Genomic DNA, 19,787 nt, shown 5'->3' on the forward strand with positions numbered 1-19,787 from the left:
GCCCGCGGCCCTGGCGGGCTGGCAGTTCAGCCGCCGTCCGCTGCGCGGCGCGGGGCCGGTGCTGCTGCTCGTGCTCGCGGTGGCCATGGGCATGCTGGCGATCGGTCAGAGCGCCTCGTGGGACCGGTCGCAGAGCGACCAGGCCGACTTCAGGGCCGGCGCGTCGGTACGGGTGACCGGGAGCGGGACCGGTCGGCTCGGGGACGCGGGTCTGTACGCGTCCCTCCCGGGCGTGCGCGACGCAGCGCCCGCTCACCGCGCCCCGATGGGTCTCTCCGGCAACCGCACCGCAACAGTGCTCACACTCGACACCGCCGGCGCGGACGAGAACCTGCTGCTGCGCGGCGATCTCGCGGACCGCTCGCCCGCCAGGCTGCTCGACTCGGTACGCACGGAGCAGACCGCCCGGCCCGGCGTGCTGCTGCCCGAGGACGCCCGACGGCTCACCCTCGACCTGCGGATCACCGGCCAGCAGGCCCCGTCGGGCGGCTCCCCGTCGGAGCTCGCGCCGCGGGTCGCCGTGGTCGTCGAGGACCGCTACGGCCTGGCCCACCCGGTCTCCGCCGGGACGGTGGCCGCCGACGGCAAGCCGCACACGGTGACGCTCGACCTGGACGAGACCGCCTCCGGAGGCCACGCCGCCCCCGCGGGGCCGCTCGCGGTGACCGGACTGCAGCTGGACGGCGACATACCGTCCGGTCCCGCGACGACGCACCGGCTGACCGTGGAACGTTTGCAGACCACCGACGTGGAAGGCACGCCGAGCACCGTCAGGGCACCGGCAGGACTGCGCTGGGAAGGCAGCTACACCGAGACCATGGCCGGGGAGCCCCAGTCCCCCGAGCCGCTCCGCCCCGCCGCCTCCGCTGCGCGGCCTTTGACCCTCGACTACGTGGTGGGCCCGGATCCCCATGCCACGGACGCCTGGGGGAACTACGTCACCTCGGAGTTCAGCGTCCGCTCCACCGCGGCCCGCCCCGCCGCACCGAAGCAGATCGCGGCCGTGGCCACCGACGACTTCCTGAGCGCCGCCGGGGCGGAGCGCGGCGAGGCCCTCGACGTGACGCTGGCCGGAGAGGTGCTGCGGGTCCGGATCGTGGGGACGGTGGAGCAACTGCCGACGACCGGGCCCGGGGCGGCGGACCCTGCTCCGTCCGGCGCCGCGGACGGGGCCGCCGACGGCACTGCGGCCGCGGCGCAGGAGAGCCTCGACGGCGGTGCGCTGCTCCTCGACCTGCGTGCGGTCAACGAGGCCTTCGCCGCGAGGGCCGGTGCCTTGCTCAAGCCCAACGAATGGTGGCTGAGCACCGCCCCCGGAAAGGCGGACGAGGTCGCAAAGGCCCTGCGCGAACGGCCCGATGCCGACCCCGGCCAGGTGGTCGTGCGGGACGAGAGCGCCGACGAGTTGCTCGGCGACCCCCTCGGCGCCGGGCCGCGCTCGGCGCTGATGGCGGTGGCGGTGGCCGCCGCGGCACTCGCCGCGGTCGGTTTCGCGGTGAGCGCGGCCGGTTCACTGCGGGAACGGTCCGCCGAACTCGCCGTGTTCCGCGCCCTGGGCGCACCCCGCCGCCAGCTCGCCCGGCTGGTCGCGGCAGAGCAGAGCGTGCTGATCGGCATCGCCCTGCTGGTGGGGCTCGCCCTCGGCGCGGCACTGACCCGGGCGGTGGTCCCGCTGATCGTCCTCACCGGACAGGCGACCAAGCCTGTGCCGCACGTACTCGTCGAACTGCCCGTCGGGCAGGTGAGCCTGCTCCTCGCGGGAGTCGCCGCGCTGCCGCTGCTGATCGTCGCCGTCATCGCCCTGCGTCGCGCCGACCCCGCGGTGACCCTGCGACACCAGGGGGACCACTGACATGAATCCGCGCTCCACCGGGGCCGAGAGCCCGCGCCGACGCATCGTGGCCCCCTGGGTCGGAACCCGGCTGCGCACCGCGCCGGGAGCAGCCGTCGCGTTCGCCGTGCTGGTGCTGCTCACGGCGTTCGTGGCGGCCGCGTTCCCGCGCGCCGTCGACTCCTACGAGAACCGCGGCCTGCGCCACGATCTGCGCGACGCCTCGGCCTCCCGCAGCGTGCTGGAACTGAGCACCCCCCAGCCGCCGCTCCAGATGCCCCAGGCGGCGAGGGAGGAGGCGCTGCGTCCCGAGCGCCTCGCCGACGCGCACCGCGAGGTGGTCGAGCTGCTGCCGGAGCCGTTGCGCGCGGACGCGGCGCAGTCGGCTCACGGGGTGCGGACCGCGAAGGGCCTGATCGGCAGCGACCGCTGGCTGCCCCGCCCCGACTCGCTGCCGCCCGAGTTCGTGCTGGCCGCCCAGAGCGGAATCGCCGGCCACTCCACCGTGCGCGAGGGCCGGCTGCCGCGGACGGCCGGCGAGGTGACGGCGACCACGAAGCAGCTCGAGGCAGCGGTCACCGCGGAGACGGCGAAGACGATGCGTATCAAGGTCGGATCGGTGGTGCACCTGGGCGAGCCGGGCACCCCGGCCCTGTCGGTGCGGATCACCGGGATCGTCGACCCCCGCGACCCGCACGGCAGTTACTGGTCGGCCGAAGAGCTGCTGCGCACACCCGGTCTGCTCGCCAAACCCTCCAGTCCGCCGCCGCTGTACTGGCAGGCCGCGCTCCTGATCGCCCCCGAAGCCGCCCCCGCGCTGCTGGGCACCCTCGGCGAACCGGAGCCGTACTGGCGGATCGCGCCCGCCACCGGGCACCTCACCCGGCAGGACGTGCCCCGTCTCACCGAGCAGGTGGCGTCCCTGGAAGGCGGCCCGGAGCTGCTGAAGATCAAAAGCGTCGTCGACGAGAACGCCGCCCTGAGCACTGACATCGACGGCATCCTCGCCTCCTACACCGCGATGCGCGAGGCGATCGCACCCGTCGTCGCCGTCGCGGCTTTCGGGATCGGCACCGTCGCCGCCGTCGTGATGTCGATGACGGGCGGACTGTTCGCCGCCCGGCGCCGGGCCGAACTTGAGCTGCTGCGCTCGCGCGGCGGCTCGCTGCGCGGCATCGGCGGCCGGCTGCTCGCCGAGACCGCCGTCGTCGCCCTGCCCGCTGCGGCCGCCGGGCTGCTGCTCGCCGTCCTCGTCGTGGACGAGGCGCGGCTGCTGCCCGCCGTCGTCGGCGCGGGCGCCGTCGCGCTCGCGGCGTGCGCCGCGCTGCCGTTGCGCGCGGTCGTGCAGCACCGCAAGCCCCGCCCACCCGGCGAACGCGACGACCTGGTGCTCGCCAGGCCCTCCAAACGCCGCACGGTCGCCGAGCTCACCCTGCTCGTGCTGGCCGTGGGCGCCGTCGCGGCGCTGCGCCGACGGGGCACTTCGGACGGCGCAGACCATCTCGTCAGCGCCGCGCCCGTTCTGGTCGGTCTCATCGCCGCGCTGGTGCTCGTCCGGCTGTATCCGCTGCCGCTGCGCTGGGCCGCCCGACCGGCCGGGAGGCTGCGCGGCGCGGTCGGTTTCCTGGCGCTGGCCCGCACCGGGCGGTCCTCCGCGGCCGGGGCGCTGCCGCTGCTGGCGCTGCTCGTCGCGCTGACCACGGCCGCGTTCGGCGGTTCAGTGCTGGCGGGCGTGGCCGACGCCCGGGACCGGGCGGCGCTGCTGGCGACGGGCGCGGACGCCCGGATCTCCGGCCCCGGCGACTCGGTTGCGCTGCCCGAAGGCGCGGAACGCGCCGTACGGGACGTCGCCGGCGTCAAGGACCTGACGGCCGTGCGGATCGAGCACGCCCTGACACTCCCGGCCCGCGACCGGAACGAGCCGGCCGACTCGCCGGCCGTCTCCCTCGTCGCCGCCGACCCCGACTCGTACGCCCGGCTGGCCCGGGACCTGCATCTCGGCGCGTTCCCGGCGGACGCGCTCGCCGTCCGGACCGCGGGCGGCAAGCAGGTACTGCACGCCGTCGCCTCCCCGGGAGTGGCGAAGTGGCTCGGCGACGGGACGCACCGGATCACATCGCTGGCCGGCGGCTTCGACGTCGAGATCAGCACCGTACGAGCCCGCACCCCGGCCGTCGCCTCCGCCGAGTTCCTTGTCGTCGACGGCTCCCGCCTGACCAACCGGGCGCCGACCGCCCTGCTGGCGACCGGCGCCGGGATCGACGGCAAGGCCCTGCGGGCCGCCGTCCACGGCATGGACGACGACGTCACCCTGCGGCTGCGCGACGAGGCGCGGGCGACGTTCACCGACTCGCCGCTGCAGTCCGGCGCCGAGCGGATCTACGCCGTGGCCATCGCGGCGGGCGCCGGCTACGCCGTTCTCGCCCTGCTGCTCTCGCTCCTGCAGTCCGCACCGGAACGGGCCACCCTGCTGGCCCGGCTGCGCACCATGGGCCTGAACACCCGGCAGAGCCGCCAACTGCTCGGCCTCGAGGCACTGCCGCAGGCGCTGCTGGCCGCGCTCGGCGGCATCCTCGTCGGCTGGGCCACGATCCAGCTCCTCGCCCCCGGCGTGGACCTGGTGCGCCTGGCGCTGGCCGCCGCCCCGGGCACTGCGCCCGTGGACAGCGCGTCCCTGCGGGCCGACCCGTGGTCGCTGGCACTGCCGGCGGCCGGCGTGGTGGTGCTGGCAGGGGCCGTCGCCGCCGTACAGGCCTGGTGGGCGGGGCGCCGCGGATCGATCACCGAACTCAGGGCAGGAGACATGCGATGACCCACACCACCCTGGAGCAACTGGAGAAGCGGGCCGCCGCCCACCGCGACCGGCCCTCCTACGGGCACGACGCGCTGATCACCTGCGACCGGCTGGTACGCATCTTCGCCGCCGACGGGGTCGAGGTGCAGGCCTTGCAGGGGCTCGATCTCCTGGTCAAGGAAGGCGAGTTGATGGCGCTGGTCGGCGCGTCGGGCAGCGGCAAGTCGACCCTGATGAACATCCTCGCCGGACTGGACGTCCCCTCCGCGGGGGCGGCGCGGGTCGCGGGATGCGACCTGCTCTCCATGGACGCGAAGGCACGCCTGCGCTACCGCCGCGACGTCGTCGGCTTCGTGTGGCAGCAGACCGCGCGCAACCTGCTGCCCTACCTGACGGCGGCGCAGAACGTCGCCCTGCCCATGCAGTTGCGCGGCGGCAGCAGCAACCGAGGCAACCGGCGCAAGGCCGAACGCGTGCAGGAACTGCTGTCGATGCTCGGTGTCGCGGACTGCCGTGACCGGCGCCCGCACCAGATGTCCGGCGGCCAGCAGCAGCGCACCGCGATCGCCGTCGCCCTCGCCAACTCCCCCGCCGTGCTGCTCGCCGACGAGCCGACGGGTGAACTCGACTCGGCGACCGGCGAACAGGTCTTCGCGGCGTTCCGCCGTGCGAACGAGGAGCTGGGCACGACGATCGTGATCGTCACTCACGACCAGGCGGTCGCGGGCGAGGTCCGTCGTACCGTCGCCATCCGCGACGGCCGCACGTCCTCGGAGGTCCTGCGCCGTACGGAGATCGACGCGGAGGGCCAGGAGTCGGTGGTGGCTCGCGAGTACGTCATGCTGGACCGCGCCGGGCGCCTCCAGCTGCCCGCCGAGTACACGGCGGCGCTGGGCATGGAACACCGCGTGATGCTGGAGCTGGAACAGGACCACATCGGTGTCTGGCCGGACGACGCGTCGGACCACTGAGGGGGCCTGACGTCCGGAGAGTCCGCGGCGTTCCTGGCCTCACGGCGCCTATTGGGGGCGGGGCGTCCCCGGGACACCGCGTTCCCAAGGGCGTGGCGTCTTGGCAGCACGGCGTTTGTCGGGGTGCGGCGTTCCTGGAGGCGCGGCGTCCCGAGGGCGCCACAGCCACGCGGCAGGGCAGCGCGCGTCATCCCCTCGGCGTGACCGTCAGGCCGCCCAGGCCGCCACCCGCCCTGAGCGCGATCGACCCGAACGGTGTCCGCAGCCGCAGCCACGCACCCGACGCCAGCAGCGCGACCGGTACTCCCGGCCGCAGGAAGCCGAGCGACTGCGCCGCGTGCACCGCGCGCAGCGGCAGCCCCGTGCCGCCTACCGTGCGGGACCAGATGTCGCGGCCGATGCGGTCCCGCTCGGCACGGGTGCGCCGCTCCGCCGGCAGAGCCTCGTCACGGGTGCGGAACTCGGCGACGGCCGCCGCCACCGCCCCGCGCATCGCGGTCACCTCGGGCAGCCCGGGAACCTCCTGCCAGCCACCGCGCGGCGGGAGGACCCCGGCCCACGGCGGCCCGGTCACGGCACCGGGCACGGCGAAGTCCGGGCCGCCCAGCGACTCGAGCAGCTCACCGGCGGAAACGGTTACATCCAGTTCCACGGGTTCCGCGAGCCGCGCAGTGCGGATCGCGAGCACCTCGAAGGACGGGGGCCGTCCGAACACCGCGAGGGCCCCGCCCCCGGCCTGCAGTCGGACCGCGGCGGCGCGGTCGTAGTGGATCAGCCGGGCCAGGAAGGCGGAGAGGTCCTCCGCCTCCCTCGCGTCGGCGAGATGCAGGCTCTGCACGGGTACGGACATGGGCACGCTCATGCGACGAGGGCACCCTCGGCGGGCTTGTCCGCGTCGTCGAGGTACTTCTCGAGGAACGACTTCTCCTCGGCGGTGATCCGCCGCGGACGCTGCGCCTCGAGGTTGAACGGCACGACGACGGTCGAGGCCCGCACATACACCTGCGAGGAATCGTCCGCTTCCTTGACCTCGTACGCGATGGTCAGGGAAGCGGCGCTGATCTTCGTCACCCACGACTCGATGACCACCGGCTCGTGCCGGTGCACCAGCGGCCGCACGTAGTCGATCTCGTGCCGTGCGACCACCGAACCGCCGGAGAACGACGGCGAGCCGTTCCCCGGCGCCAGCCGGAACATGAAGTCGATGCGTGCCTCTTCCAGATACCGCAGGAAGACCACGTTGTTGACGTGCCCGAAGGCGTCCATGTCCGACCAGCGCAGGGGGCAGCGGTAGATGTGACGAGCCATTCGCGTCATCAGCCCCGGGTGAGCTTCTTGTAGGTGGCGCGGTGCGGACGGGCCGCGTCCGGGCCGAGACGCTCGATCTTGTTCTTCTCGTAGGACTCGAAGTTGCCCTCGAACCAGAACCACTTCGAGTCGCCCTCGTACGCCAGGATGTGCGTGGCGACCCGGTCGAGGAACCAGCGGTCGTGGGAGACGACCACTGCCGCGCCCGGGAACTCGAGCAGCGCGTTCTCCAGGGAGGACAGCGTCTCGACGTCGAGGTCGTTGGTCGGCTCGTCGAGGAGCAGCAGGTTGCCGCCCTGCTTGAGGGTGAGCGCGAGGTTGAGGCGGTTGCGCTCACCGCCGGAGAGCACGCCGGCCGGCTTCTGCTGGTCCGGGCCCTTGAAGCCGAAGGCGCTGACGTAGGCGCGGGAGGGCATCTCGACCTGGCCGACGTTGATGTAGTCCAGTTCGTCGGAGACGACGGCCCACAGCGTCTTCTTGGGGTCGATGTTGGCGCGGCTCTGGTCGACGTAGGAGATCTTGACCGTCTCACCGATCTTGATCTTGCCGGAGTCCGGCTCTTCCAGGCCCTGGATCATCTTGAACAGCGTGGTCTTGCCCGCACCGTTCGGACCGATGATGCCCACGATGCCGTTGCGCGGGAGGGTGAAGGACAGGTCGTCGATCAGCACCTTCTCGCCGAAGGCCTTGCTGAGGTTCTCGACCTCGACGACGACGGAACCCAGACGCGGGCCCGGCGGGATCTGGATCTCCTCGAAGTCCAGCTTCCGCATCTTGTCGGCCTCGGCGGCCATCTCCTCGTAGCGGGCGAGACGGGCCTTGGACTTGGCCTGGCGTCCCTTCGCGTTGGAGCGGACCCACTCGAGCTCTTCCTTGAGCCGCTTGGCGCGCTTGGCGTCCTTCTGGCCCTCGACCTTCAGACGCGTCTGCTTGGTCTCGAGGTAGGTGGAGTAGTTGCCCTCGTAGCCGATCGCACGACCGCGGTCGAGCTCGAGGATCCAGCCCGCCACGTTGTCGAGGAAGTACCGGTCGTGGGTGATGGCGACAACGGTGCCGGCGTACTTGGCGAGGTGCGCCTCCAGCCACTGGACCGACTCGGCGTCCAGGTGGTTGGTGGGCTCGTCGAGGAGCAGCAGGTCGGGCGCCTCGATCAGCAGCTTGCAGAGCGCGACGCGGCGCTTCTCACCGCCGGAGAGGTTGGTGACGGGCCAGTCGCCGGGCGGGCAGCCCAGGGCGTCCATGGCCTGCTCGAGCTGGGCGTCGAGGTCCCAGGCGTTCGCGTGGTCCAGGTCCTCCTGGAGCTTGCCCATCTCTTCCATCAGCGCGTCGGTGTAGTCCGTCGCCATGAGCTCGGCGACCTCGTTGAAGCGCTTCAGCTTGCCCATGGTCTCGGCAGCGCCGTCCTGGACGTTCTCCAGCACGGTCTTCGCTTCGTCGAGCTCCGGCTCCTGCATCAGGATGCCGACCGTGTAGCCGGGCGAGAGGAACGCGTCGCCGTTGGACGGCTGCTCCAGTCCGGCCATGATCTTCAGCACGGTGGACTTACCGGCGCCGTTGGGGCCGACCACACCGATCTTCGCACCGGGCAGGAAGCTCAGCGTCACGTCATCGAGGATGACCTTGTCGCCGTGCGCCTTGCGCGTCTTGCGCATCGTGTAGATGTACTCAGCCAAGAGAAACCGTCCGGCAGGAAGTGGGTGGGCAGATACACCCATCTTGCCGTACGGCGCCCCTTCGACGGAAACCGCGCGCCCGCGGCCCGGCCGCGGTTCGCGCGCAGGAGCGCGACGCCCCGCTCCGCGCCCCCGCCGCGCCCACGCCGTATCCCATGAGTAAGGGCCCGGCACGTTCCCGTGCCGGGCCCCTGATCCGTGTCGTGTCACCTACCGCGGCGGTGGGATCACTCCCCGCCGGCTGCGTTCTTCCTGCGGAGGAAGAACACCGCGCCGCCGCCCACGAGCACCAGCACGATCGCGATGCCCGCGATCATCGGCGTGGCACTGGAGCCGCCCGTCGCCGCGAGGTCGCCCTCGAGGCCGGCGGAGGTGCCGCCCGCCGAGGCGGGGCTGGGCTGGGACGACGGGGTCTCCGCTCCCGGTTCCTGCGGCGGGGTCGCGGTCTTGCAGTCCAGGACGCCCTTGAAGTTCTTCTTGAATCCGCCGGGCCCGGTGATCGTGAAGTCGTACGCCTGGTCCTCCGAGACCGGCACGGTCACCGTCCGGGACTCACCGGCCGCGATCGTGTGCTCGAAGCCCGCCAGGGAGAAGGTGAACGGGGCGTCACCCTTGTTGCCGGCCGTGATGTCCACGCCGCCCTTGGCGCAGTTCTTCTTCGCGGACAGCGACGGGACCGCACCCGTCTTCGCCCAGGTCGCCGTGGCGCTCGCCGAGACCGTGGACTGGCTGGAGCCGGCCAGGATCTGGGTCTGGCTCTTGGTGGCGCTGGCGAATGCGCGCCCCACCGGCACCGACATGCTCGCCTGGACGGACAGCGCGGCCGTCCCGTCGGCGGCGTCCTCGGGGACGTCGAAGTACAGCTTGCTGCCGTCGACGGCGGACGTGACCGGCTTGCCGGCCTCGTCCGTGATCTTGACTCCGCTGGCCGCCGCGTCGGCGGGCGGCGCCACGGCGACCTGGCCGGCGTCGGTGCGCACCGTCACCGGGCCGAGCCGGCTGCCCGGCTTGCCGGAGACCGCGTTCGGCTCGAGGCTCAGCGAAGCCTTGGGCTCGGCGACCTCTTCGGCCGACTTCTCCAGCCAGTCCGCGAGCTTCTCCGCCTGCGGGTCGGCGGCCGTGACGTCGGCGCCGTCCGAGAAGCGCCAGATGGCGACCTGGGTGCCGGCGGCAGCCGTCCTGTCCGTGAGCTGACCCTCGAGGTCGGCGCTCTCGGCCAGCGCGGCAAGATCGTTGACCTGCGGGAACGAGTGCTGCAGGATCCAGCGGATCTTGCCCGCGTGCTTGTTCGCTCCCAGCGACGTCTGGTCCCAGGGGGTCTCCAGGTACTTGGCCTGGTCCTGGGTCGGATTGTGGATGTCGATGCAGTAGGTCTGCAGCTGACCGCCGCCGTCGACCGTCATCTCGAAGAGACCCGCGAGGATCTCCTGGTCCTTGCCGTTGGTGTGCAGCACCGCCTGGTCGTACGTCTTCAGCCCGTCGAGCGTGGCGACGGCGCCGCCCTGGTGCTGAACGGCGTCGTCGGCGGCGGCCGTACCCGCGCCGGCAAGGGAGCCGGTGACCATCAGGCCGGACACCACGGCCGCGGCGGCCAGACGGCGAGCGGCGCGCCGCTTGCGTACGGCTGACGCAGAGAACACAGCAAACACAGCAGAATTCCCCTCCGGGCGAGACCTTTTCGCGTGTGACGCGTGGGGGAAGTGCCTCGCCAGCAGACTCAAGTGCCCCGTGAGTACCCGCGAATCCTATGGACGGGGCGCGGCGTGATCCCCCGTCATGCCATCAGATAACCATTCCGACTCGGAATCGTTATCCCCGCTGGTCAGTTCACCCCCTGATCGCCCTTTTCGCCGACGGGCGCCGCACGCGCGAAACGGCCCTGCTCCCCAACTCCCGTTCAGGAAGCGGCAACTGCCGACTCCCTGGGCGCCGAGGCCGCCGTGTTCTCGAAGCCCGGCCCCGCCTCGTCCGGTCGCCCCGTCAGGCCCGGCTTGCCCTTCATCACCCGCCGGAACGCCGAGGTCCCGCGGGTCAGGTCGTGTCCCGCCGCCAGTGCGTCGATGTCCACGAACGTGCGCCGTCTGCCGTCCGTCTCCTCTTCGCGCACCTTCAACCGGCCGTGCACGAGAAGCGGTTCGCCCACGGAAACGGAGGCCGCCAGATTCTGCGCGAGGGACCGCCACGCGAAGACCGTGTAGAAGCTCGTGGGCCCGTCCGTCCAGTTACCGCTCCGGCGATCCCAGCGCCGCGACGGCACCGCGAAACGGAATCGCGCCATCCCTCCCGTGGCCGTTTCCCGGTACTCGACATTCGTGGCCACATTCCCCGCCACCGTCACCATGGTGTCGTTCATGACGGTCACCTCCCCGTCCGGTTGCATTTGCCCGATCGCTGTGGACCGGTCTCCATGCTGGACCGGACGGCAGGATCCCGCCGACGCCTGTGGACGAACGCACCGCTGTGGACAACTCCGTCACCCGATCCGGGAACGCACCCGCCCGTGCGAGGCCCCGAGCTTGCCCGAGACCGTCGTGTACCGCTCCCGCACCTCCCGGTACCGCATGAGTTCCGTCGCGATCGGGTCGAGCACCTTCGCCCGCCCGCAACCAGCAGCGGCCTCCTGGAGGCGGCGCCGCGCGTCCTGCCCGTACCGCCGCGCCGGCCCCTTCGTCGCGGCCGCGCACGCCCACTCGACGAGCGGCCCGCCCACGATGCCCGCAAGCATCACCAGGACCGGAGGGACGAGCCCCGGTTCGAGGACGCCGATGATCTGGCCCACCAGCCACAGGCCGCCGTAGATCTGCAGCAGCGTCATCGAGGCCTGCGCCAGCACCGCCGCCGGCCACCACGCGGGCCGCAGCGGACGCCCCTTGGTCTCCGCCGTCTCGCGCGCCGCCAGCTCGTCAAGCGCCTCGGGAAGCCCTTCCGCCCCCCGCACGGCCGCTTCCCGCACAGCCTGCGCCCACGGCGCGGGCAGCCCGTGGGCCGCCTCGTCCGCGACCGTACGCACCGCCTGCTCGACCCGCTGGCGCGCGGTGGGCTCCTCCTCGGCGGGCGCCGCCGGCTCCACAGAGGCGGCCCCGGGCATGCGCTTGCGCTCGTACCAGCGCCACAGCCGCAGCCACGGAGTGCCGCACGCGCGCCCCGCGTTCCTGCGCCACTCGCGTTCCGCGGCCTCGCCCGCCGCGGTCGCGCCGATGGCCTCCCCGAGCCGCGCCGAGAAGTCCTCGCGGGCCCGCTCGTCCAGGCCGGTCCGTCCGTCGGCGACGTAGACGGGCCGCAGTTTCGCCGCCGCCGCGTCGACGTCCGCGGACAGCCTCCGGGCCGCGGCGCTGCGCTCCTGCACGAACGCGCCAACCATCTCGCGCAGTTCGCCGACACCGTCACCGGTGAGCGCCGACAGCGCGAGGACGGTGGCCCCCGGCTCGCCGTGCTCGCCCAGTGCCATGCCGTCCTCGTCGAGGAGCCGGCGCAGATCGTCCAGAACCTGGTCGGCGGCCTCGCCAGGCAGCCGGTCGATCTGGTTGAGCACCACGAAGGTGATCTCGGCGTGGCCGGCCAGCGGCCGCAGATAGCGCTCGTGCAGAGCCGCGTCGGCGTATTTTTCCGGATCGACGACCCAGATCACCGCGTCGACCAGGGCCAGCACCCGGTCGACCTGTTCCCGGTGGCGTACGACGGCCGAGTCGTGGTCCGGCAGGTCCACCAGCACCAGGCCGTGCAGCTGTTCGTCGCCGTCGCCCCCCGCCAGGGGCTTGCGCCGCAGCCGCCCGGGGATCGCGAGCCGGTCCAGCAGCCCCGCGGCCCCCTCCGCCCAGACGCAGGCGATGGGCGCGGACGTGGTGGGCCTGCGCAGCCCCGTCTCCGCGATGCGCACCCCGGCGAGCGCGTTGAAGAGAGTCGACTTGCCGCTGCCTGTGGCGCCGGCGATGGCGACGACGGTGTGGCGCGAGGAGAGCCGCTGCCGGGCAGCGGCCTCGTCGAGGACCCGCCCGGCCTCCGCGAGGGTCTTGCCGTCCAGCCGGGTCTGGGAGAGGCCCAGCAGCTCACGCAGGGCGCTGAGCCGCGACTGCAGAGGGCCGCCGTACGTGCCGCCGATGGGGAGGTCGTCGTCGGCGATCAGCAGGTCCCCCACGGACTCGGCCGCCTCCCCGTCCCCGTCGCCGCCTCCCGGCGGCGGACCGCCCCGGCGGGCGATCAGGCCGTCGTCCCAGCGGTCACCGGTCTCGTTCTCGTCGTCGGTGATGGCGGTCACCCGCGGTCACCTCTCCTTCTGCAGTAGGGACAGCGCGGCGATCAGCTCGGCCTGCGGCTCGGGGGTGACCTCGAGGGCGTCGAGGGGCGCGAGCCGCCGCTCCCGTTCGCTGTTCAGTACGTCGTCGATGTACGTCGTCACCAGCTCGGCGCCCTTGTCGCGCAGCCGCAGCGCACTCTGGGCGCCGATCCGTTCGGCGAGCCGCTCTCCCGCGCCTCGCGCCCGTCGCCCGCCGAGGAGCGAGGCCGCGAGCAGCGCGGCCACCGTCTCCGGGTCGGGCGCGGCGTTGCGCTCCATTCCCCGGACCTCCTCCTCCGTGAACTCCTCCAGGACACGTCGCCAGCGGCGTACGGCCATCCCGATCCGCTCCCCCACCTCCAGGTCCCGTCGGCCCTGCCGCGTGACCGCTCCCGCCGCCGGCTCGCGCCTCCAGGCGTTCTCGACCTGCTCGTCCGCGGCGGCGACGGCGCACTGGAGCAGCGCGGACAGACTGGCGACCAGGGAGTCCAGCAGCTCGGCCGCCGAACTGTCGCGCGGGTAGCCGCGCCAGCGCGTGCGCGCGTCGCCCGCCAGCACGGCGCCGGCCCGCAACTGCCTGCGCACCCGTTCGCGCTCCGCCTCGTACGCCTCCTCGACCGCCCCCGTCAGCCGTACGGCCGCCGCGTACTGGGCGGCCACCGCGCTCGCGAGCTCGGGCATCCGCGCATTGAGCGAATCGATCACACCACCGGCCGTACGCGCCATGGCCTGCTGGCGTGCCGCGGGGTCCTGCGCCCGGTGCGCGAGCCAGGCGAACAGCGCCGCGACCGCCGTGTTGGGCAGCAGCCCGTGGGCACCGCCGGCCGACTCGGGCAGCTCCGGGATCGTGAACCGCGGCACCTCACCGAGCCCCGCTTTCGTGAGCAGCGCCGCGTACTGCCGCGACACCTCCTCCAGCACCTGGTGGGGCACCCGGTCGAGCACGGTGACCAGCGTGGCGTTGTACTCCTTCGCCGTACGCAGCAGATGCCACGGCACGGCGTCGGCGTAGCGCGAGGCCGTGGTCACCATCACCCACACGTCGGCTGCGCAGATCAACTCGCCCGCCAGCAGCCGGTTCTCGACGACCAGCGAGTCGATGTCGGGCGCGTCGAGCAGCGCCAGGCCACGCGGCAGGGACGACGCCGTCTCGATCCGCAGCGCCTTCTCGTCCACGGCCCGGCCCGTTCTGCGCGGCCGCTCCTCCTCCACCTCGTCCTGCGGAGGCAGCCATACGCGCGTGAGCTGCGGCAGCACCCGCATCCCCGCGAACCAGTGGTGATCGTCCGGATGGCACACCAGCACGGGAATGCGTGTGGTGGGCCGCAACACCCCCGCCTCACTGACGCGCCGTCCCACAAGGGAGTTCACCAGCGTGGACTTCCCGGCACCGGTGGATCCGCCGATGACAACGAGCAAGGGGGCTTCGGGCTCCTTGAGGCGGGGCACGAGGTAGTCGTCGAGCTGTGCGAGCAGCTCTGCCCGCGTCTGCCGCGCCCGCGGAGCGCCGGCGAGGGGAAGCGGTAGACGCACGGCGGCGACACGGTCGCGCAGGGCGGAAAGTGCGTCGATCAGCTGAGGCCGTGCATCCAAGGTCACCACATGCGAAGAATGCCCAATTTTGGAGGCTTTTTGAAGCGTATGAGGATCTCTGCGCGCCGATCGGACAGAAGGGACACACGGGACGAGTGGGGCGCAGGCATAACGAGTGCACAACACCCGCGCCGCGAGACGTCAAAAGCGGTGCACGAATCGCACCTGCCTGCGATTATCGGTTCGCTTCACCGAACCTCCACATCGTGCCACGCAGGTGAAGCAACCGGGCCAAGGGGAACGGAGCCCTATCCTTGTGCCCGGCACGGTCGCGGACCACCCGAAGGGAGCTCCAGGCCACCATCGGCCCCCGTAGCTCAGTGGATAGAGCAGGCGCCTTCTAAGCGCTTGGCCGCAGGTTCGAGTCCTGCCGGGGGCGCACATCGCGCACCACCGCAAGGCCCTCCGACCCGGGGGGCCTTTTTGCTGGTCAGGGGCACGTTAGCGGGTCGGGCGTAGCGGACGCGTAAGCGCCGGACCGCCCTTCGGTGATCACGAGGGGGACCCGGCGCTGTCCGGCTGTCACCGGGTTTCTGCGGTTGGCTCTGTCGAATACGTGTCGAAGTTTCGCGGGCTGGTCAGCGATCTTGCGACGCCACGCCGACGCCGAGACTGTCGGCGGACGTAGAGCTCGCGCTTGGCCAAGCCGACGTCGACCCGGCGGAGACCGACGGTCCCACCCCGCCGAAGGCCCATGGTGAGCGGCTCGCTCCGCTCGCCGCGCGGCAAGACCGATCCTCCGCACATGACCGATGCGGATGAACGGATGATCTGGCCGGCGACGCTCCGTGGGGTGCTGGATCTGTGCGGGGGTGGGCAACGGGGGCGGGATAACGGGAGTTCGGCTCTCAGCGGCGCCGGAAAAGTTAATATCGCCTGAGCCTCGGCGGGGAGGGCATTGTGGCAGGCGCATCCGATGATCATTCCACTGCCAAATTATTGGCGCGTATCGGCGGAATCGCATCCGTGCTGTCGATCCTGACCTGGCTGGGCGTGAGCAACGCGACGGAGCTGGTGGACCTGTTGGCCGACTCGCCCCCATCCAGTTCCAGCCCGGCCCCGTACAGGCCTTCGCCGACCGTCGACGTCCCCGATGACCCTGACGTCAGCGAGGGGGACGCCGAGGAGGCCGACCCCGAGCCGTCGACGCCCACTCCGGATCCCACCGAAGAGGCGTTCAAAGCCATCTCGGCCGGCGACTGCCTGGCGGTCTACGACACGGGCCGCGGGGGCACCACCAGCATCGACTGGAGCGTCGATGTTCCGCCGGACCCCGTGTCTTGCGCCGGCGCGCAGGCGCAGGTCCAGGTGACCGCCACCGGCACGGCCTGCCCCACCAGCCACGGGAAGTCGTACTGGAGCTACCAGTCCGCCACCACCGGCAACCAAACGAAGCTCTGCCTCACCCGCATCTACCACGCCGCCTACTGCATGCTCGGCCAGCAGTCCGGCTACTCGATCTCCCTCGGCATGATGACGGCCGTGGACTGCCGACGCGAGGCGGTACCTGCCCCGTACAACCAGATCATGCACATTACAGGCGTCTATCGCGCCCCGGCGGGCGCCGACGCGAACAACTGCCGGCGGGTGGCAGGCGACCAGACGCGCTACTGGGCCTACCTGGTGGACGACGGCGCCACGCTGCTGTGCACCACGATCTACCAGGGCGGCTGACCGACAACTGAGCTTCGATGCCGGACACCGGCGAATCACGGCGGTGTTCCTACGGACTGGGTCCGTCACGTATGACATCGCAGTCCGGCGGCGGACCGATCGCCTGATCGAACTCGCTCCGTCGTCGCCAGGGCCAACGTCGCCTGACACCGCATGAAGGCAGAGAAGATGACCACACAGACCGACCGTGTCGACCACGAACTGATCCGGGCCGCGGCGCAAGTCGCGGCCACACGGTGCCGTGGCGACAACCACACCATGGCGGCTGCGGCCCGCGCCCGGGACGGCAGGATCGTCACCGCGGTGAACGCCTATCACTTCACTGGAGGCCCCTGCGCGGAGCTGGTCCTGATCGGCACAGCTGCCGCCCAGGGCGCCTACGACCTGGAAACCATCGTCGCCGTGGGTGACCGCGACCGAGGCGTCGTGCCCCCATGTGGCCGCTGCCGCCAGGTCCTTGTTGACTACTTCCCAGCGCTCAAGGTCATCGTCGGGACAAACGACGGCCTCCGGATGGTGCCCGTCACCGACCTGCTTCCCGAAAGCTATATCTGGGCAGACCACCAGCTCGACGCTGAGGAGAGCGCACCACTCAGCACGAGTTGACGCCCCAGACGGTTACAGGGCAAACGTTGCCCGCTACGGCACTGGCGGGCGAGGCGTAGCAGGAACGCAAGAGCCGGACCGGCCTCTGGTGATCACCAAGGGGATCCGGCACTGTCCGGCTCCCCCTCGCCTACCCTGATCATCGTTCGCAGATCGAAGATCGATGAACGGCGGCCGGACGCCAGGAGGCGCCGCTCCGCAAGGGGGTTGGGGACATGTACAGCACGAGGGGGGCCGCGTGATGTCGGGGAGAACGCTCGCGAAAGCGCTGACGACGACTGTCGTCGCTCTGGCGGTGATCGGGTCCGTCACGGCCTGGATCCTGTCGTACAACGGCTATCTGCCGGGCGACGCGATGGTGCGGGCCTGGTCGGCCCCGAAGGACCGAGCCACCGACGGCCGTGCCAACGGTACGTGGGTCGTCGATGACGTCGCCGTCCGCAGCCGGTTCGACGCGGTGACCGGGTTCGGCCTCGCCGACGGGCAGAACGGCAAGGAACTCTGGGAGTACGTGCCGCCCGGCCGCACCCGGATCTGCGGGAGCGCGCGGCACGCAGACGCGTCGGTCCTGCTCGTCGCGTACGGACAGGAGGGCGGCGAGACGAGCGAACCCGCCCCGCAGGGCAAGGGCTGTGCGACCGTCCTCGCTCTCGACGTGAAGGACGGGCGGGAGCTGTGGACCGCCCAGCGGAAGGTCGCGACCGGCCGGTTCGGCCAGGGCTCCCAGTTCCTGGACGCGGGCGGCGACATCGCCGTGGTCGCCCACGACCACCGCACCGCGCTGCGGGGGCGGGCCGAGGACGACCACACCTCCCTGCGCGCCCTCGACCTGCGCACCGGCAAGCCCCGCTGGACGGCGGACCTGCCCGAAGAGTGCGGCCCTCAGCAGGTCTCCGTCGGCAAGGAGCAGGTCTTCGCCGTCCTGGACTGCGGTGGCGAGGACACGGACGAGCTGGGCATCGGCGGCACCGACGGCGCCGAGCAGATGATGGCCGCCTTCGACCGCGAGACCGGCGCCCTGAACTGGAACGTCCCCATGGACGCCCGCCGTCCCCTGGACCTGAGCGCCACCGTGGCCATCGAATCGACCGACCCGCTGGTGCTCACCGTCACACGGCCGTCGACCGACGACACGGGCACGTTCTACTCCTTCGGCGACGACGGACGGCCGCGCCCCGGCATCGAGTTCAACCGTGACTACGGCGCGATCACCGCGACCGAGGCGGCACAGACGGCGATCGTCGGCGAGCGGCTGTACGCGCTGGCGGGGTACTGGCAGAAGGGTGAGCGGCATCATCTGGTTACCTTCGACCTGAAGACCGGTGAGGAAGTGTGGAAGGAGAGCCTCGACGACCCCGCTGCGGCGCTGTCCGCGCGCGGCGACCGGATCACGGTGCTGGGCGAGTGGTCCACTCAGAGCAGCAGCATCACCGACCTGTTCGAGTACGACGCCGACAACGGCGAGGAACTCGACGAACGCCACTTCCGTGACAACGTGCCCGGACCCATGTCCGCCGTCTACGAGCACGACGGACGGATCATCGTCGCGGGCGGCGACCGGCCCTTCACCGCATTCGAGCGGTGGTGAGCGGCCAAGCAGCGTCGTGGCGATCATGCAACACGGCCGGGACATCGGTGCCTTCGATGCCGCGTGCCATCGCTGCGGAGAACACCCCGGCAAGGTCGCGGCCGCGTCCGCTCCGTTGCCCGCAGAGCTGACGAACAACGCTCGCTGCTGCGCCGGTTGGGAGGTGGACGGGTGCGGGCTCGATGGCGTCGCCGGCGGTCACGGCGCCCGAGAAGCGCTGTGTGATGATGCACGGATGACGACCGGGCCTGGAGGGGGGACCGGATGCGTCGGAAGGCAAGAAGGGACGAGAGCGCATCGTGGGCGAGGGCGGGGTGTCCATACCGGACGAGGAGTGGGAGCGCTTCCTGCGGGAGGCCGAGGCCGGGACTCGGGGCGCGCCCGAGGAGCCGTCGGCGCGGGCTCGGATGGTGGCGCGGCGGCTGCGGGAGGAGCCCGGCCCGCCGGAGGGGTGGCGGACTCACCAGCCGGTCCGGCGGCGGCGGGGCAAGGCCTGGTACGCGGTCGGTCTGCTGGTTGCCGTCGGCCTGCTGTTCGTGGCGCTGGACCCGGGCCGGGTCGTCGGCTGGTTCACGGGCGCCGGCGGCGGGAGTGCGCCGCTCGCCGCGGAGTCGGAACGTCCCGGCCGGCCGCCGGCGACCGAGGCCGCAGCCCGACGGCCCACGGTCGAGGAGCCGTTCAGGGGTTCACCGGCTGCACGGTGGGGTGACGGGACGGCAGGGATCGGTATGCCTGCGGCACGGGCGACCGGCTGGATGAGCAAGGAGCAGGTCGCGCAGGCGCTGGCGAGCAGCCGGGACTTTCTTGTCGCGTCCAGCCTGGATCCCGGCGTGCTGCGCGGAGAGCGGCCGACAAAGGCGATTGCGTTGATCAATCCGCATCAGCGGGACGTCCAGGACTACCTGGCGACCGCGTTCCGCGCGCCCGGCCGGGAGAACGACCCTCTGCTGCTGTTCAGCCGTTTCGCGAAGACGGAGGTGCGGCTCGTCGGGGACGTGGTCAGGACACGAGGACGGATCACGTACCGGGAAGGCGAGCGCGGTGCGGTCGAGGTGACGACCGATGTCACGTACGTCTATCCGGTCGTACGCGCCGCGGCGGGAAGCGACGAGGTCGCGCGTACCATCGTGCGCCGCGAGGTCGTGATGAGCTGGGACGACCCGGCGAAGGTGGTCGTGAAGCCGGGGACGTTCTCCCTCGTGTCCTACAAGGTGGACAGCACCAACGGCGGTTGCGACAACTTCTCCGGCTACTTCACCCCCGAGTTCAGCTCCGAGAGCGCCGCCACGGACCAGGGAGGCGGCCCCGAGGTCGACCCGTACGACCGGAGCACGTCGATGGAGGCGCGCATGCGGGACGCCGGGGACGCCGGATGCGGGACCGCCACGCGGTCGTGAGCGGGACCGCGCCGCGGACATCGGCCGGGTGGGCCGCGACGACGTGACGCCCCTCGCCGTCGGCCGCGCACGCGGAGGC

General features: G+C 71.9%; 14 protein-coding genes and 1 tRNA gene. 8 read left to right on the forward strand and 7 right to left on the reverse strand.

All coding sequences use genetic code 11. The features are described from left to right. From ABZ070_RS14725 to ABZ070_RS14735, 3 genes are all read left to right on the forward strand, one after another. On the forward strand, nt 1-1,852 hold a 1,852-nt coding region (locus ABZ070_RS14725; RefSeq protein ID WP_356633647.1), incomplete at its 5' end, for an ABC transporter permease. 1 nt (nt 1,853) lies between these two features. Beyond that, a complete protein-coding gene (locus tag ABZ070_RS14730; RefSeq protein ID WP_356633649.1) occupies nt 1,854-4,643 on the forward strand; it encodes an FtsX-like permease family protein in 2,790 nt (929 codons plus the stop codon). Then, a complete protein-coding gene (locus ABZ070_RS14735; RefSeq protein ID WP_356633651.1) occupies nt 4,640-5,596 on the forward strand; it encodes an ABC transporter ATP-binding protein in 957 nt (318 codons plus the stop codon). The genes ABZ070_RS14730 and ABZ070_RS14735 overlap by 4 nt, the downstream gene beginning before the upstream one ends. A 187-nt stretch (nt 5,597-5,783) precedes the next feature. Here the strand turns inward: ABZ070_RS14735 and ABZ070_RS14740 are convergent, their stop codons facing one another. From ABZ070_RS14740 to ABZ070_RS14770, 7 genes are all read right to left on the reverse strand, one after another. Beyond that, nucleotides 5,784-6,446: a hypothetical protein gene (locus ABZ070_RS14740; protein WP_356633698.1), complete on the reverse strand. Its 663-nt coding sequence runs from the start codon at nt 6,444-6,446 to the stop codon at nt 5,784-5,786. 8 nt (nt 6,447-6,454) lie between these two features. Continuing rightward, nucleotides 6,455-6,904, reverse strand: a complete 450-nt coding sequence (locus ABZ070_RS14745) for a thioesterase family protein (RefSeq protein ID WP_356633700.1) — start codon at nt 6,902-6,904, stop codon at nt 6,455-6,457. Nucleotides 6,905-6,912: 8 nt separating this feature from the next. Further along, the gene (gene ettA, locus ABZ070_RS14750; protein ID WP_356633653.1) at nt 6,913-8,577 is read right to left on the reverse strand and encodes an energy-dependent translational throttle protein EttA; all 1,665 of its coding nucleotides are present in this window, start codon (nt 8,575-8,577) and stop codon (nt 6,913-6,915) included. Between the two features lie 227 nt (nt 8,578-8,804). Then, nucleotides 8,805-10,217 (reverse strand): LAETG motif-containing sortase-dependent surface protein, encoded by a 1,413-nt coding sequence (locus tag ABZ070_RS14755; RefSeq protein ID WP_356633655.1) that lies wholly within the window; start codon nt 10,215-10,217, stop codon nt 8,805-8,807. Nucleotides 10,218-10,474: 257 nt separating this feature from the next. Continuing rightward, complete coding sequence (locus tag ABZ070_RS14760; RefSeq protein WP_356633657.1) at nt 10,475-10,930, reverse strand: single-stranded DNA-binding protein; 456 nt, start codon at nt 10,928-10,930, stop codon at nt 10,475-10,477. 120 nt (nt 10,931-11,050) lie between these two features. Next, nucleotides 11,051-12,832: a GTPase gene (locus ABZ070_RS14765; RefSeq protein WP_356633659.1), complete on the reverse strand. Its 1,782-nt coding sequence runs from the start codon at nt 12,830-12,832 to the stop codon at nt 11,051-11,053. A gap of 6 nt (nt 12,833-12,838) precedes the next feature. Beyond that, entirely contained in the window at nt 12,839-14,443 is a 1,605-nt protein-coding gene (locus ABZ070_RS14770) for a dynamin family protein (RefSeq protein ID WP_356633661.1), read from the reverse strand. Between the two features lie 306 nt (nt 14,444-14,749). Between ABZ070_RS14770 and ABZ070_RS14775 the strand changes: the two genes are divergently transcribed. The 5 genes from ABZ070_RS14775 (at nt 14,750) to ABZ070_RS14795 (ending at nt 19,708) form a co-directional block, all read left to right on the forward strand. Continuing rightward, nucleotides 14,750-14,822: transfer RNA gene (locus tag ABZ070_RS14775), tRNA-Arg, on the forward strand. Nucleotides 14,823-15,409: 587 nt separating this feature from the next. Beyond that, entirely contained in the window at nt 15,410-16,117 is a 708-nt protein-coding gene (locus ABZ070_RS14780) for a hypothetical protein (protein ID WP_356633662.1), read from the forward strand. Between the two features lie 168 nt (nt 16,118-16,285). Then, nucleotides 16,286-16,723 carry a cytidine deaminase gene (locus tag ABZ070_RS14785; protein WP_356633664.1) on the forward strand — a complete coding sequence of 146 codons (438 nt, stop codon included), beginning with the start codon at nt 16,286-16,288 and terminating at the stop codon, nt 16,721-16,723. A gap of 241 nt (nt 16,724-16,964) precedes the next feature. Then, the gene (locus ABZ070_RS14790; RefSeq protein WP_356633666.1) at nt 16,965-18,311 is read left to right on the forward strand and encodes a PQQ-binding-like beta-propeller repeat protein; all 1,347 of its coding nucleotides are present in this window, start codon (nt 16,965-16,967) and stop codon (nt 18,309-18,311) included. A gap of 299 nt (nt 18,312-18,610) precedes the next feature. Then, nucleotides 18,611-19,708 carry a hypothetical protein gene (locus tag ABZ070_RS14795; RefSeq protein ID WP_356633668.1) on the forward strand — a complete coding sequence of 366 codons (1,098 nt, stop codon included), beginning with the start codon at nt 18,611-18,613 and terminating at the stop codon, nt 19,706-19,708. Nucleotides 19,709-19,787: the final 79 nt, after the last annotated feature.

The organism is Streptomyces sp. NPDC006283 (genome assembly GCF_040613325.1).
Taxonomy (GTDB): Bacteria; Actinomycetota; Actinomycetes; order Streptomycetales; family Streptomycetaceae; genus Streptomyces.